Raw genomic sequence first — 14,861 nt, 5'->3', positions numbered from 1 at the left:
CGCGCTCGACTGCGAAGCCGCGCGGCATCGGACCCGAAATTGGACCGGGTCCTTGGCCATGCGCGGAATCAGTACCAGCTTAGGGATGCCTTACCCCCGATCCCGCGATGCGGGCTGGTGACAATCCTCATAACCGATCTCGGCCGCGACCTCGGTGAACCAGGCCACTCAAGATCCTTCTCCCGGTCCTCGCGGGTGAAGGGGACATCCCGGGCGCACATATTCAGCGCTGAGTGCGTGACCGGACGCGGTGCGTGACAGTAGGATCTGAACCCGATCAACCGCGTCGGCACTCACCGTGCAGGGCCGGTCACACGCGGTGCCGAAGTTGCCGAAGACAGGGTGGGCGAGTGCGTCGAACGCCACACCGGAGCGCCGACGGAGCCGAACCGTGATCACCAGGTTGGATCGCCACGAGTTCATCCAGCGGTGGAAGCGCGAGATCGCGCACAACAGCCACACCCCGCTACCTCGTGGCGAGGTCGAGGACCTGCTGAACAACTGCCTGGAGCACCTGCTCGGCGAGCTGGCCTGCCCCGACCGCGCGGGCGAGGCCAAGAACGCCGCCGTGGAGCTGGTGCCGCTGCACCGCGACAACCCCGTGGTCCTGCCCGGCACGCTGAAGCTGCTCGCCGCCGAGCTGCCCGTGCTGCTCCCCGAGGTCCCGCCGGACCGGATCGTGGCCGCACTCGGACACCTCGCCGCCGGTTTCGCCGAGGAGCTGCGCACCAGCGCCGTCGACCGCCCGGCCCGCAACCTGCGCGCCCGCTCGGAGGTGCTGTTCAACGCGCCCAACCTGGGTGTCGCCGTGGTCAGCACCACGGGCGTCATCGAGGAGACCAACTCGGCCCTGCGCCGCATGTTCCACCTCTCCGAAGCCGCGCTGACCGGCTCCTCGGTGCTGCGCCTGGCCGACGACCGCTGGCGTCCCGAACTCACCGGCGCCCTGGCCGACCTCGCCGATGGCGCGGGCGAGTCGGTCAACCTCGACTCCCGCTTCACCACCGCCGACGGCAGCCAGGTGTGGACCCGGCTGACCGCCTCGCTGGTCCGCGACGGCCTCGGCAGGCCCGACCACCTGGTGGTGCTCTACGAGGACATCACCGACCGGCACATGCTCCAGGAGCAGTTCCGCCGCCAGGCCGTCCAGGACCCGCTGACCGGGCTGGCCAACCGCGCGCAGCTGGAGTCCTGCCTCGACGCCGCGCTCACCTCGGTCTACCCGGGCCGCCGGGTGGGCCTGTGCCTGTTCGACCTGGACGGGTTCAAGGCCGTCAACGACAGCCTCGGCCACGGCATCGGCGACCGGATGCTGCGCGAGGTCGCCCGCCGGATGCAGTCGCTGGCCGCGACCGAGAGCGCCGTGGTGGCGCGCACCGGCGGCGACGAGTTCGCCGTGGTCATCCCGGATTCCTACGACGCCGCCCACGTGATCGACCTGGTCGAGCGGATGCTGCGCGAGATGACCGAGCCGATGTGGATCGGCGCGCACGAGCTGACCGCCTCGGCCAGCGTCGGCATCGTCGAACGCGAGGTCGCAGGCACCGACACCGGTTCGCTGCTGCGCGACGCCGACATCACGCTGTTCCGCGCCAAGCGCGACGGCCGCGCCCTGTGGGTGCTGTTCGACGTCGAGCGCAACGCGGTGGCGCACGAGAACTTCCGGCTCTCGGCGGCGCTGCCCGCCGCGCTGGAGAAGAACGAGCTGTTCGTGGAGTACGACCCGGTCGCCGACGTGGAGACCGGCGAGATCCTGGCCGTGATGGCCAACGTTCGCTGGGACCACGACGAGTTCGGCGAGCTCGGCTCCGGCCGCTTCCTCGGGCTGGCCGAGGAGACCGGGCTGATCACCCGGCTCGGCGGCTGGACCCTGGAGCAGGCCGGCAGGCACGCCGCCCGCTGGGTGCGCGACCTCGGCGAGCACGCGCCGCTGCTGGCGCTGACCCTCTCCGCCCGGCACTGCCGCGACCCCGAGCTGGTCCGCGGCGTGCGAGACGCGCTGGAAACCACCGGCCTGCCCGCAGAATCACTGGTGCTGTGCCTGCCGGAACCGGCGCTGTTCGACTACCAGGGCGACCCGGTCGACACCGTCGAGATCTTCGCCGAGATGGGGATCCGGCTGTTCGTGCACGAATTCGGCTCGGACTACACGCGGGTCGACCGGCTCAAGGACCTGCCGCTGGCGGGCGTGCTCATCGACGGCCCGCACATCCAGGGCCTGGCCGACCCCGGCGGGCCGGAGCCGATCAGCGAGTACCTGGTGCGCAGCGCCGTCGGGGCGGCGCAACTGATGGATCTCCCGGTGCTGGCCACCGGTGTGACGAGTGCGGAGCAGGCCCACCGGCTGGGGGAGATCGGTGTGCGCTTGATCCAGGGGTCGCATGTCAGCGATCGAGTTTCGGCGATGGAGGTCGCCGGTCTCGTGGGCGGCGCTTCCTGAGAGCCGAAGCGGCTCTCCGGAACCACGAAAAACCCGACGAAATCCTGAAGGAGCTGGGTACGAGGCGGTTCCGGATATCCACTCTGGGTGCATGACCGGGCGCTGTCCGTGACAGTACGATGGCCTTCTTGATCACGTTTCGGGTGCTGAACTGAAAACTCAAGTGCAGGAGGCTGAACCTATGGAGCAGCGAGCCGACTGGCTGGCGGAGGGCGTCGACCTGGACAAGCCCAGCGCCGCCCGCTGCTACGACTTCTACTTAGGCGGCGCGCACAACTTCGCCGCGGATCGCGAACTGGGCAAGAAGGTCCTCGAAGTGGTGCCCAACGTCAAGGAGGTCGCGCTCAACAACCGCGCCTTCCTGCGCCGCGCGGTGCGCTACTGCCTCGACCAGGGCATCCGGCAGTTCCTCGACATCGGTTCGGGAATCCCGACCGCGGGCAACGTGCACGAGATCGTGCACGCCGTCGACCCGCAGGCCCGCGTCGTCTACGTCGACAACGAGCCGGTCGCCGTCGCGCACAGCCGCTCCATCCTGGAGGGCAACGACAACGCCACGATCGTGCAAGCCGACCTGCTCGACGTCGCCGACGTGCTGGAGGCCGCCGAAACCCGGCGGATGCTGGACTTCTCGCAGCCGGTCGCGGTGATGATGGTGGCGCTGCTGCACTTCGTGCCCGACAGCGCCAACCCGCGCGAGGTCATCCTGCAGTACTACGACAAGCTCGCCCCCGGCAGCTACCTGGGCTTCTCGCACGTCACCGGCGAGGAGTTCCCCGAAGGCGTGCAGGGCCTGGTCAAGCTCTACGAGAACAGCACCAACCCGGTCACCCTGCGCACCCGCGCCGAGGTCGCCGAGCTCGTCTCCGACTTCGAACTCGTCGAGCCCGGTGTCGTCTACGTCCCCGAGTGGCACCCCGACTCGCCCGAGGACGTCGGTGAACGCCCCGAGGAATCCATCGTCTACGGCCTGGTCGGCCGCAAGGCGTGACATCTCCTCGCCCTGCGAGGTCGCGGCGAGATCGCCAGACTGATCACCGACTTCACCCGCCCGGGCGAGAACCGCGGTGTTCGCCCTGACGAATCCTGCGGTGTTCGCCCCGGCGCGACGGGTGTACATCGTGACCGGCGACGCCGGGCAGAAGGTGTGAGCGATGCCTGAAACCGTGGGAGACCCCGACATCGAGATGGCCGACCGAAGCCACGTGGCCGCGCAGTGGACGCGCGAGATCATCCACACCAGCTACGTGGCGATGGGCCGTCCCGAGATCGAGGCGTTCCTGGCGAAGTGCTTCGACGACGTGCTCGCCGCCTGCGACGGTCCGCTGGAGTCGGCTCGCCTGGTCGGTGAGCGCCTCGTCGAGGTGCACTTCACCAACCCCGTCGTCGTGCGCAAGACGCTCGACCACCTGGCCTCGGTGCTGCTCCGCTACCGCGAAGTGGACCAGGCCAGGCTGGTCCAGGTGCTCGGCGCGGTCGGGTCCGGTTTCGCGGGGGCGCTGCGCGAGCAGACCCTCGACGAGCAGGAGATCATCAAGCAGTCGGTGCTCGACGCCCGCGACGCCGCCGAGGAGGCCTTGCGGGCCTCGGAGGCGAGGTCGCGGGCGGTGTTCACCTCCTCGGCGCTGGGCATCGCGATCGCCGGGCTCGACGGCGTCATCGACGAGATCAACCCCTCGATGACCAGGATCTTCCAGCTCGGGAACGGCTCGCTGGTGGGCCGGACGATCTTCGACCTGGCCGACACGGCGTGGATCGGGGAGCTGGTGGCGGCCAACGCCGAGCTGGTGCGCGGCGAGGTCGACCGCTACCAGCTGGAGATCCGCTTCACCGAGCAGCACGGCTCGCACATCTGGACCCAGCTGTCGGCCTCGCTGGTGCGCGACGCCCGGGGCGCGCCCGACTACCTGGTGATGCTCTACGAGGACATCACCGATCGGCACATGCTCCAGGAGCAGTTCCGCCGCCAGGCCGTGCACGACCCGCTGACCGGTCTGGCCAACCGGACCCAGCTGCAGACCAGCATGGAGCGCGCGCTGGACCCCACCCACCCGGGCCGCCGGGTGGGCCTGTGCTTCTTCGACCTGGACGGGTTCAAGGCGGTCAACGACAGCCTCGGCCACCCGGTGGGCGACCAGCTGCTGCGCGCGGTCGCCCAGCGCCTGCAGGCCCTGACCGCCGAGTTCGGCGCGCTGGCCGCGCGGATGGGCGGCGACGAGTTCGTGGTCCTGGTGCCCGACACCGCCGGGGCGGCCGGGCTGGTCAGCAAGGTGGAGAAGATGCTGGCCGAGGTCACCCGGCCGGCCCGCATCGGCGCCCACGAACTGGCGGCCTCGGCCAGCGTCGGCGTCGTCGAACGCCCGGTGGCCGGTGCCGATGCCGAATCGCTGCTGCGCGACGCCGACGTCACCCTCTACCGGGCCAAGCAGGACGGTCGCGCCCAGTGGGTGCTCTTCGACGCCGACCTCAACGCCGAGGCCCGCGACCGCTTCAAGCTCTCGGCGGCGCTGCCCGCCGCACTGGACCAGGGGGAGCTGTTCGTCGAGTACGAGCCGGTGCGGCTGCTCGACGACCGCGCGCTGTTCGCCGCCGCGGCCGGCATTCGCTGGGACCACCCGGAGTTCGGCGAGCTGGGGGAGGAGTCGTTCCTGGACCTGGCCGAGGAGACCGGCCTGATCACCCGGCTCGGCAGCTGGGCGCTGGAGGAGGTCTGCAGGCACGCCGCGCACTGGTTCGAGCGGTTCGGCGAGCGCGGGCCGATCGCGGCGATGAACCTCTCGCACCGGCACTGCCGCGACCCCGAGCTGGTCAACGACGTGCAGCAGATCCTGCGCGAGACCGGCTTGTCCCCGGAGTCGCTGGCGCTGGGCATGCCCGAGTCGGCGCTGTTCGACCACCAGGGTGACGCGGTGGACACCGTGGAGATCTTCGCCGAGATGGGCATCAAGCTGATCGTCTACCAGTTCGGCGACGACTACACCCGGGTCGCGCGGCTGCGCGGGCTGCCGCTGTTCGGGGTGCGCATCGACGGCCCGCACCTGGCGGGCTTCGCCGATCCCGAGGGGCCCGACCCGCTCGACGAGTACCTGCTCGGCGCCGCGGCCGGGGCGGCGGCGCTGATGGACCTCCCGGTCGTGGCCGGCGGTGTCCACGACGAGCTGCAGGCCGAGCGGCTGCGCGCCCTCGGCGTGCGCTCCGCGATCGGCGCCTTCGCAGGTGAGCGGGTGTCGGCCCTGGAACTGGAAGAGCTCATCGCGGACTCGGAGTGAGCGGTCACGAGGAGTGACCGCCCGCCTCTGGGCTGGGCGCCAAAGGATTGGTGCGCCCCGATAGCATCGGGTTGCGAAGCGTGTCCGCGCCGGTGAACCGGCCCAGTCTAGGAGTGATCGTGTCCGTACAGCCTTCCCACGCCCAGCAAGCACCCCGGGTGAAGGTTCCGGCGGGCACTACCGCGGGTGCGGCCGTCGCCGAGGCGGGGCTGCCGTCGAAGGGCCCGGAGGCCGTCGTGGTGGTCCGCGACGCCGAGGGCAACCTGCGCGACCTGGACTGGGCGCCGGAGTCCGACGCCGAGGTCGAGGCGGTGGCCGCGGAGACCGAGGACGGCCGCAGCGTCATCCGCCACTCCGCCGCGCACGTGCTGGCGCAGGCGGTGCAGAACCTGTTCCCGGACGCCAAGCTGGGCATCGGACCGCCGGTCAAGGACGGCTTCTACTACGACTTCGACGTCGACAACCCGTTCACCCCGGAGGACCTGCAGGCGCTGGAGAAGCGCATGAAGCAGATCCTCAAGTCGGGCCAGAAGTTCTCCCGCCGCCGCCTGGACTCCGTCGAGGCCGCCCAGGAGGAGCTGGCGAGCGAGCCGTACAAGCTGGAGCTGGTCGAGCTCAAGTCCGGTGACGACTCGGTGGACACCTCCGAGGTCATGGAGGTCGGCGGCGGCGAGCTGACCGTCTACGACAACATCGACCGGCACGGCGAGCGGGTCTGGGGCGACCTGTGCCGCGGTCCGCACGTGCCGCACACCCGGTTCATCCCGGCGTTCAAGCTGATGCGGGTGGCCGCCGCCTACTGGCGCGGCGACCAGAACAACCAGCAGCTGCAGCGGGTCTACGGCACCGCGTGGGAGTCCAAGGAGAAGCTCGACGAGCACCTGGAGTGGCTCGCCGAGGCCGAGCGCCGCGACCACCGCCGCCTCGGCGCCGAGCTGGACCTGTTCTCCTTCCCGGACGAGATCGGTTCCGGTCTTCCGGTGTTCCACCCCAAGGGCGGCGTCATCCGCCGCGAGCTGGAGGACTACTCCCGCAAGCGGCACGAGGAGGCGGACTACGAGTTCGTCAACACCCCGCACATCACCAAGGAGACGCTGTTCCAGACCTCCGGTCACCTCGACTGGTACAAGGACGGCATGTTCCCGGCGATGCACCTCGACGAGGAGCGCGACGCCAACGGTGAGCTGCGCAAGCCCGGGGTGGACTACTACCTCAAGCCGATGAACTGCCCGTTCCACAACCTGATCTTCCGCTCGCGCGGTCGGTCCTACCGCGAGCTGCCGCTGCGGTTGTTCGAGTTCGGGTCGGTCTACCGCTACGAGAAGTCGGGCGTGGTGCACGGCCTGACCCGCGTGCGCGGCATGACGCAGGACGACGCGCACATCTACTGCATGCCCGACCAGCTGCAGGACGAGCTCAAGTCGCTGCTGGGCTTCGTGCTGGACCTGCTGCGCGACTACGGCCTCGACGACTTCTACCTCGAGCTGTCCACCCGCAACGAGGAGAAGTACGTGGGTGACGACGAGAGCTGGGAGGTCGCCACCAACGCGCTGCGCGAGGCCGCCGAGTCCTCCGGCCTGGAACTGGTCCCGGACCCGGGCGGCGCGGCCTTCTACGGCCCGAAGATCTCCGTGCAGGCCAAGGACGCGCTGGGCCGCAGCTGGCAGATGTCGACCATCCAGGTCGACTACCACCTGCCGGAGCGCTTCAACCTGGAGTACACCGGCCCGGACGGCGGCAAGCAGCGGCCGATCAAGATCCACCGCGCGCTGTTCGGCTCGATCGAGCGGTTCTTCGGCGTGCTCACCGAGCACTACGCGGGCGCGTTCCCGGCCTGGCTGTCGCCGGTGCAGGCGGTGGGCATCCCGATCGCCGACGAGCACGTCGAGCACCTGGAGAAGGTGCGCAAGGCGTTGCGCGCCAAGGGGATCCGGGTCGACATCGACACCAGCGACGACCGGATGCAGAAGAAGATCCGCAACCACACCACGCAGAAGGTCCCGTTCCTGCTGCTGGCCGGCGGCAAGGACGTCGAGGCCGACGCGGTGTCGTTCCGGTTCCGCGACGGCTCGCAGGTCAACGGCGTTCCGGTCGACGAGGCGGTCAGCGCGATGGTCGACTGGGTGCAGCGGCGCGAGAACGCTTCGCCGACGGCGGAGAACTTCCGGACGGGGCAGGCGTGAGCGGTCCCGAGGGCGTTGAGCTGACGCAGCAGGAGGGGGTCGGGGTCGACGACGCGTTGCAGCGGTTGTGGACCCCGCACCGGATGGCCTACATCCAGGGCGAGAACAAGCCGGTCGGCGACGACAGCGACGGCTGCCCGTTCTGCCGGCTGCTGGATTCCGGTCAGCCCGACGAGGATTCGCTGATCGTGGCCCGCGACGACCTGGTGTTCGCGATCCTGAACCTGTACCCGTACAACCCGGGGCACCTGATGGTGCTGCCGTACCGGCACGTCGCGGACTACACCGAGCTCACGCCCGAGGAGACGGTGGCGGTGGCCGAGTACACGCAGCGCGCGATGCGGGTGATCCGCACGATCTCGGCGCCGCACGGCTTCAACATCGGCCTCAACCAGGGGCCGGTGGCCGGTGCGGGCATCGCTGCGCACCTGCACCAGCACGTGGTGCCGCGCTGGGGCGGCGATTCCAACTTCATGCCGGTCATCGGCCACACCAAGGTCCTCCCGCAGCTGCTGGGGGACACCTGGAAGATGCTGGCCACGGCGTGGTCTGAAGTGGACTGATTCGAACGCGGAAAGAGGGGCAGGGCCGGCGTGGTGCCGGTCCTGCCCCTCTTCTCGTCGCGGGGGTCAGCTGCGCAGCTGGGCCTCGATGTCCAGCGTGATGGAGACCTTCTCGCCGATGACGGCGCCGCCGGCCTGGCCGATGCCGAAGTCGGTGCGGTTGATCGTGGTGGTGGCCGAGATGCCCAGCAGGTTCTCGGAGAAGCCGTTGACCTCGGCGGTCAGCGTGACCGGCTTGGTGACGCCCTTGAGGGTGAACTCGCCGTCGATCAGGTAGTCCTCGCCGTCCTGGCGGATGCCGGTGGAGCGGAACGTCGCGGTCGGGTGGGACTCGGCGTCGAAGAAGTCGGCGCTGCGCACGTGGGCGTCGCGGTCGGCGTTGCGGGTGTCGATCGACGAGATGTCGATGGTCGCGCTCACCGAGGACTGCAGCGGGTCCTCGGCGGTGACGATCTCGGCGGAGAAGGAGCCGAAGCGGCCCCGGGACTTGCCGACGCCCATGTGGCGCACGGAGAAGGTGACGTCCGAGTGCACCGGGTCGATGTCCCAGGTTCCGACGGTGTAGCCGGGGATCTGCGCGGTGGCCGTCATGATCGCGTACCTCCAGGGGGAGCGGGTTTGGTGTGTTGCTTTCACCCTGGACCAACTACGTTGAAGCTTCAACCATTCCTGGGTGTGCGCTGGATCACTCCCCGGTCGCGTGATCGTCGCACCAGCGGAACGCGGGCGATCCAGACCCGGTTAATCTGCAAGAACGCGTCGCGTGCGCGGACACCACTGCAACCCACGGCTGGCACCTGAAGGCACATGCTCAACATCTTCGCGCGGGCGTCCCTGTCCCGGCTGACCAATCCGATCGGGCTCGGCCTGGTCCGCATCGGTCTGACGCCGAACGCGGTGACGGTCATCGGCACCGTCGCCTCCGCCGCGTCGGCGCTGTGGTTCTTCCCGCGCGGTGAGCTGTTCATCGGCACCGTGGTGACCGCGTTGTTCCTGCTCTTCGACATCCTCGACGGCGCGATGGCCCGCGTCGGCGGCCGCGTCACCCGCTTCGGGGCGGTGCTGGACGCCAGCTGCGACCGCATCGTCGACGGCGTCCTGTTCGGTTCGCTGATGTGGTGGGCGCTGATCGTCGACGGCGACCGCGATCGCGGCCTCGGCCTGCTGATCTGCCTGGTCGGCGCGCAGGTCATCTCCTACGTCAAGGCCCGCGCCGAGGCCAACGGCCTGCACGCCGACGGCGGCCTCGCCGAGCGAGCCGAGCGCTTCCTGATCGTCCTCACCGGGGCGGGCCTGCACGGGCTCGGCGTGCCGCACGTCCTCGACGTGGCCATCTGGGTCCTGGTGGTCCTCACCCTCGCCACCATCGCCCAGCGCCTCGGCTCGGTGCACGCCTCGGCTCGGCGGTGACGCCGAGGCGCCGACGGCTCAGCGCGAGCGTCGGCCTCGGCATGGGGGCAGTTCTCGCCGCTCACTTGGGCACGAGGTTCTCCGGCATCGGCTCGTAGCTCTCGAAGTGCCGGGTGAACGTGGCGCTGCCGGAGGTCAGCGACCGCACGTTGACCGTGTAGCGGATCAGCTCGCTGGCGGGCACGTGCGCGCGCACGACGGTCCACCCGCCGTCCTCGGGCTCGGTGCCGACGACCTTGCCGCGCCGCCCCGAGAGGTCGCCGAGGATCGCGCCGAGGTGCTCGTCCGGGATGTGCACCGCGACCTCGTCCACCGGTTCCAGCGTGGTCAGCCCCGCCTGCTCGGCCGCGGCCTTCACGCCCAGCGCGCCGGCCGCCTGGAACGCCGCGTCGGAGGAGTCGACGCTGTGCGCCTTGCCGTCCACCAGCGTCACCCGGACGTCCACCACCGGGCAGCCCTCGGTGATGCCCTTCTCCAGCTGGGCGCGCACGCCCTTCTCGACGCTGGGGATGAACTGGCGCGGCACCGCACCGCCCACCACCTTCTCGGTGAACTCCACGCCAGAGCCCGCCGGCAGCGGCTCGACCTCCAGGTCGCAGACCGCGTACTGGCCGTGCCCGCCGGACTGCTTGACGTGCCGACCGTGCCCCTTGGCGCGCTTGGTGAAGGTCTGCCGCAGCGGGACCCGGACCGGCACCGTGTCCACCTCGGCGCCGCCTTCGCGCAACCGCTGCAGCACGACGTCGGCGTGCGCCTCGCCCATGCACCACAGGACCAGCTGGTGGGTCTCGCTGTCGCGTTCCAGCCGCAGGCTCGGGTCGGCGGCGATGAGCCGGTTGAGGTTGCGGGCCAGCGCGTCCTCGTCGCTGCGGTTGTGCGCGGTCACGGCGATCGGCAGCAGTGGCTCGGGCATCGGCCACGGCGTGAGCAGCAGCGGGTCGGACGGGTCCGACAGCGTGTCACCGGTCTCCGCCGAACCGATCTTGGTCAGCGCGCACAGGTCGCCCGCCACGCAGTGCGGCACCTCGCGCAGGTTGGCCCCCAGCGGCGAGTACAGGTGGGCCACGCGTTCGTCCTCGTCGTGGTCGGGGTGCCCGCGCTCGGCCATGCCGTGCCCGGAGACGTGCACCGGCCGCTCCGGCCGCATCGTGCCGGAGAAGACCCTGGCCAGCGAGACGCGACCGACGTAGGAGTCCACCGAGGTGTGCACGACCTCGGCCGCCAGCGGCCCGTCCGGATCGGGCGTGAGCAGCCGGGGGTCGCGGCCGTGCGGATCGGTGAACTCGGGCAGCTCGTGCTCCAGCGGCGACGGGAAGCCGCGCCGGATCCCGTCGAGCACCTCGGGGATCCCCACCCCGGTCAGCGCCGACACCGGCAGCACCGGGTGCAGCCCGCCACGCGCCACCGCGGTCTCCAGGTCGCTGATGAGGGTGTCCTCGTCGATCCGCTCGCCGGCGAGGTAGCGGTCCATCAGCGTCTCGTCCTCGCTCTCGGCGATGATCGCCTCGATGAGCTCGCCGCGCTGCTGCTCGACGTCCGCGCGCAGCGCCTCGCCGGCGGGCTCGGTCTCGCCGCCGCGGTAGACGCTCTCGGTGACCAGCCCGAGCAGGCCCGTCACCTCGCCGCCCTCGAGGTGCGGCACGTACAGCGGAAGGACGCCTCCTCCGAAGGCGTCCTGGCAGGTCAGCAGCGCGGTGTCGAAGTCCGCGCGCGGCTGGTCCAGCCGTGAGATGACCACCGCGCGGGGCATCCCCACGGTCGCGCACTCGTGCCAGATCGCGCGGGTCGCGGCGTCGACGCCCTCGGTGGCGGCCACCACGAACAGCGCGGCGTCGGCGGCGCGCAGGCCCGCGCGCAGCTCGCCGACGAAATCGGCGTAGCCGGGCGTGTCGATCAGGTTGATCTTGATGTCGCCGTGCTGGACCGGGGCGATCGACAGGGCGATGGAGCGCTGCTGCTCGATCGAGGCCGGTTCGTGGTCGCAGACCGTGGTGCCTTCGGTGACCGCACCGGTGCGCGGGATGGCCGAGGTCGCCTCCAGCAGCGCTTCGACGAGGGTGGTCTTGCCGGCCGAGGAGGGGCCGACCAGGACGACGTTGCGGATCTGAGCGGGATCTGACGGGGCCGGGATTCCCGGCCCGCCTGCTGTGCCGGCTTGTTTGCTTCCCATGACGAGCTCCTGCGCTACCCGTGAGGACGAGATGTGTCTCCGATCACACACCCGGAGTTTTCCTCGTGCAAGGCCGCGCCCGGGGGAAGCGCGGACGAAGTGGACTACTGAAATCGGGGTTCAGTGGACCGTGTCGGTGGTCCAGTTCGCGTCTAGGTTGGTTACGGGAACAGCACCGGAATGTGAAGGAAGATCAAAGTTGACTACCGCAGCGGACACCGCTCCCACCGGCACCGACGGCGTGAAGCGGGGCATGGCCGAGATGCTCAAGGGCGGCGTGATCATGGACGTCGTCACCCCCGAGCAGGCCAAGATCGCCGAGCAGTCGGGCGCGGTCGCGGTCATGGCCCTGGAGCGGGTGCCCGCCGACATCCGCGCGCAGGGCGGCGTGGCCCGGATGTCCGACCCGGACATGATCGAGGGCATCGTCAACTCGGTGTCCATCCCGGTGATGGCCAAGGCCCGCATCGGCCACTTCGTCGAAGCCCAGGTGCTGCAGTCGCTCGGCGTGGACTACATCGACGAGTCCGAGGTCCTCACGCCCGCCGACGAGGCCAACCACATCAACAAGTGGGCCTTCACGGTCCCGTTCGTCTGCGGCGCCACCAACCTCGGCGAGGCCCTGCGCCGGATCGCCGAGGGCGCGTCGATGATCCGCTCCAAGGGCGAGGCCGGCACCGGCAACGTCGTCGAGGCCACCCGGCACATGCGCCAGATCCGCGCCGACATGCGCCGCCTGTCCACCCTGGAGGCCGACGAGCTCTACGTCGCTGCCAAGGAGCTGCGCGCCCCGGTCGACTTGGTCCGCGAGGTCGCGCGCACCGGTGAGCTGCCCGTCGTGCTGTTCACCGCGGGCGGCATCGCCACCCCGGCGGACGCGGCCATGATGCGCCAGCTCGGCGCCGAGGGAGTCTTCGTCGGCTCCGGCATCTTCAAGTCCGGCGACCCCGCCAAGCGCGCCGAGGCCATCGTCAAGGCCACCACCTTCTACGACGACCCGGACGTGATCGCCAAGGTCTCCCGCGGTCTCGGCGAGGCGATGGTCGGCATCAACCTCGACGATCTGCCGGACAAGGACCGCCTGGCCAGCCGCGGCTGGTGACGTCTTTCGCGGCCGGGTGGTGCGTGGCGGCGCACCACCCGGCTTCACCACGGGTAGGAGGAGCAACTGATGGGTGAGCCGGTCATCGGCGTGCTGGCGCTGCAGGGCGGAGTGGCCGAGCACCTCGCCGCGCTGGAGCGCTGCGGTGCGCGGGCGCTGCCCGTGCGGCGGGTCGAGGAGCTCGACGCGGTCGACGGCATCGTGCTGCCCGGCGGCGAGTCGACCACCATGACCCGGCTGCTGGACGTCTTCGAGCTGTACGAACCGCTGCGCGCGCGGCTGGCCGGCGGGCTGCCCGCCTACGGTTCCTGCGCGGGAATGATCATGCTGGCCAGCAGCGTTGACGATGCCGGGACCGCGGGCGTCCGGCCGCTGGGAGCGCTGGACGTGGTCGTGCGCCGCAACGCCTTCGGGCGGCAGGTCGACTCCTTCGAGACCGACCTCGACTTCCAGGGGATCGACGAGCCGGTGCACGCGGTGTTCATCCGCGCGCCCTGGGTGGAGAAAATCGGCGGCGGGGTGTCCGTCCTGGCCACGGTGCCCGAGGGTCCCGACGGGGCCACCACCCCCGACGCCACCGAGCGCGAAGGGCTCGCCGGTAGGATCGTCGCGGTTCAGCAGGGAGCGGTGCTCGCCACGGCCTTCCACCCGGAACTGGTCGAGGGGGACGAGCGAGTGCACCGCTATTTCGTACGGATCGTCCGCGGGCGGTGACACCCCGCCGCGGGCGTGGAAAGACGGAGGAGAGATGAGCGGCCACTCCAAGTGGGCCACCACCAAGCACAAGAAGGCCGCCGTCGATGCCAAGCGCGGCAAGCTCTTCGCGAAGCTGATCAAGAACATCGAGGTCGCCGCCCGCACCGGCGGTGGTGACCCGGAGGGCAACCCGACCCTCTACGACGCGATCCAGAAGGCCAAGAAGAACTCGGTCCCGATGGACAACGTCGAACGCGCGCGCAAGCGCGGAGCTGGCGAAGAGGCCGGCGGCGCCGACTGGCAGACGATCATGTACGAGGGCTACGGCCCCAACGGCGTCGCCGTGCTGGTGGAGTGCCTGACCGACAACCGCAACCGTGCCGCGGGCGAGGTCCGCACGGCCATGACCCGCAACGGCGGTTCGATGGCCGACGCCGGCTCGGTCGCGTACCTGTTCACCCGTCGCGGCGTGGTGCTGCTGCCGAAGAACGGCCTCAGCGAGGACGACGTTCTCGCGGCCGTCCTGGAGGCGGGTGCCGAGGAGATCAGCGACCTCGGCGAGAGCTACGAGATCCTGTGCGACGCCTCCGACGTGGTCGACGTCCGCAAGGCGCTGCAGGCCGAGGGCATCGAGTACGACTCGGCCGAGACCAACTTCCTGGCCTCGGTCAACGTCGAGCTCGACGCCGAGGGCGCGCGCAAGATCTTCAAGCTGATCGACGCCCTCGAGGACTGCGACGACGTCCAGAACGTCTACGCGGCCTTCGACGTCAGCGACTCCGTGATGGCGGAAGTCAACGCCTGATCCGGACCACGATGTTCGTGGTCCTTTTGCTCGGCGGTGCGGGTAGCGGAACCTGACACGCCTTCTGGACTCCGTGCGCCACGACTTATGCATGCCGCTTACCCCAGGGGTGGACATCGGCGTCGCGGCGTACTCGCCAGAAGACGTGTCAGAACCCGCGGCGGCGCGGGCTGCGAGGGTGGTCCTCACGGCTCGCGGCTGCGCCGCTTGCACGGGATCATCG

At 70.2% G+C, this 14,861-nt stretch carries 11 protein-coding genes; 9 read left to right on the top strand and 2 right to left on the bottom strand.

Features of this window, described 5'->3' with window-relative positions; all coding sequences use genetic code 11:
- Positions 1-391: 391 nt before the first annotated feature.
- The 5 genes from R4I43_RS09530 (at position 392) to R4I43_RS09510 (ending at position 8,455) form a co-directional block, all read left to right on the top strand.
- A complete protein-coding gene (locus tag R4I43_RS09530; protein ID WP_324265199.1) occupies positions 392-2,440 on the top strand; it encodes a putative bifunctional diguanylate cyclase/phosphodiesterase in 2,049 nt (682 codons plus the stop codon).
- Positions 2,441-2,621: 181 nt separating this feature from the next.
- Positions 2,622-3,431 carry an SAM-dependent methyltransferase gene (locus tag R4I43_RS09525; RefSeq protein ID WP_324265198.1) on the top strand — a complete coding sequence of 270 codons (810 nt, stop codon included), beginning with the start codon at positions 2,622-2,624 and terminating at the stop codon, positions 3,429-3,431.
- 163 nt (positions 3,432-3,594) lie between these two features.
- Entirely contained in the window at positions 3,595-5,709 is a 2,115-nt protein-coding gene (locus R4I43_RS09520; RefSeq protein WP_324265197.1) for a putative bifunctional diguanylate cyclase/phosphodiesterase, read from the top strand.
- A 158-nt stretch (positions 5,710-5,867) separates the two neighbouring features.
- On the top strand, positions 5,868-7,892 hold the full coding sequence (gene thrS, locus R4I43_RS09515) for a threonine--tRNA ligase (RefSeq protein WP_324265336.1): 2,025 nt from the start codon (positions 5,868-5,870) through the stop codon (positions 7,890-7,892).
- A gap of 83 nt (positions 7,893-7,975) precedes the next feature.
- Complete coding sequence (locus tag R4I43_RS09510; protein ID WP_324265335.1) at positions 7,976-8,455, top strand: HIT family protein; 480 nt, start codon at positions 7,976-7,978, stop codon at positions 8,453-8,455.
- A gap of 66 nt (positions 8,456-8,521) precedes the next feature.
- Here R4I43_RS09510 and R4I43_RS09505 read toward each other — a convergent pair whose 3' ends face one another.
- Positions 8,522-9,046 (bottom strand): YceI family protein, encoded by a 525-nt coding sequence (locus R4I43_RS09505; RefSeq protein ID WP_324265196.1) that lies wholly within the window; start codon positions 9,044-9,046, stop codon positions 8,522-8,524.
- Between the two features lie 216 nt (positions 9,047-9,262).
- Here R4I43_RS09505 and pgsA point away from each other — a divergent pair, with 216 nt between their 5' ends.
- Complete coding sequence (pgsA, locus tag R4I43_RS09500) at positions 9,263-9,865, top strand: phosphatidylinositol phosphate synthase (RefSeq protein WP_324265195.1); 603 nt, start codon at positions 9,263-9,265, stop codon at positions 9,863-9,865.
- Between the two features lie 61 nt (positions 9,866-9,926).
- Here pgsA and R4I43_RS09495 read toward each other — a convergent pair whose 3' ends face one another.
- Complete coding sequence (locus R4I43_RS09495; RefSeq protein WP_324265194.1) at positions 9,927-12,035, bottom strand: elongation factor G-like protein EF-G2; 2,109 nt, start codon at positions 12,033-12,035, stop codon at positions 9,927-9,929.
- Positions 12,036-12,234: 199 nt separating this feature from the next.
- Here R4I43_RS09495 and pdxS point away from each other — a divergent pair, with 199 nt between their 5' ends.
- The 3 genes from pdxS (at position 12,235) to R4I43_RS09480 (ending at position 14,638) form a co-directional block, all read left to right on the top strand.
- Positions 12,235-13,137 (top strand): pyridoxal 5'-phosphate synthase lyase subunit PdxS, encoded by a 903-nt coding sequence (pdxS, locus tag R4I43_RS09490; protein ID WP_324265193.1) that lies wholly within the window; start codon positions 12,235-12,237, stop codon positions 13,135-13,137.
- A gap of 69 nt (positions 13,138-13,206) precedes the next feature.
- A complete protein-coding gene (gene pdxT, locus R4I43_RS09485; RefSeq protein ID WP_324265192.1) occupies positions 13,207-13,851 on the top strand; it encodes a pyridoxal 5'-phosphate synthase glutaminase subunit PdxT in 645 nt (214 codons plus the stop codon).
- Positions 13,852-13,885: 34 nt separating this feature from the next.
- Positions 13,886-14,638 (top strand): YebC/PmpR family DNA-binding transcriptional regulator, encoded by a 753-nt coding sequence (locus tag R4I43_RS09480; protein WP_324265191.1) that lies wholly within the window; start codon positions 13,886-13,888, stop codon positions 14,636-14,638.
- Positions 14,639-14,861 lie beyond the last annotated feature (223 nt).

Source organism: Saccharopolyspora mangrovi, assembly GCF_035320975.1.
GTDB classification, from domain to species: domain Bacteria; phylum Actinomycetota; class Actinomycetes; order Mycobacteriales; family Pseudonocardiaceae; genus Saccharopolyspora; species Saccharopolyspora mangrovi.
Note: the sequence above shows the minus strand (reverse complement) of the source record. Positions and strands in the feature narration are given on the sequence as shown.

What these genes read in the sequence shown, in the direction of transcription:
- R4I43_RS09525 (WP_324265198.1), top strand. Translation starts at nt 2,622, where the DNA reads ATGGAGCAGCGAGCCGACTGGCTGGCGGAGGGCGTCGACCTGGACAAG.
- R4I43_RS09520 (WP_324265197.1), top strand. Translation starts at nt 3,595, where the DNA reads ATGCCTGAAACCGTGGGAGACCCCGACATCGAGATGGCCGACCGAAGC.
- R4I43_RS09510 (WP_324265335.1), top strand. Translation starts at nt 7,976, where the DNA reads ATGGCCTACATCCAGGGCGAGAACAAGCCGGTCGGCGACGACAGCGAC.
- R4I43_RS09505 (WP_324265196.1), bottom strand. Translation starts at nt 9,046, where the DNA reads ATGACGGCCACCGCGCAGATCCCCGGCTACACCGTCGGAACCTGGGAC.
- pgsA (WP_324265195.1), top strand. Translation starts at nt 9,263, where the DNA reads ATGCTCAACATCTTCGCGCGGGCGTCCCTGTCCCGGCTGACCAATCCG.
- R4I43_RS09495 (WP_324265194.1), bottom strand. Translation starts at nt 12,035, where the DNA reads ATGGGAAGCAAACAAGCCGGCACAGCAGGCGGGCCGGGAATCCCGGCC.
- pdxT (WP_324265192.1), top strand. Translation starts at nt 13,207, where the DNA reads ATGGGTGAGCCGGTCATCGGCGTGCTGGCGCTGCAGGGCGGAGTGGCC.
- R4I43_RS09480 (WP_324265191.1), top strand. Translation starts at nt 13,886, where the DNA reads ATGAGCGGCCACTCCAAGTGGGCCACCACCAAGCACAAGAAGGCCGCC.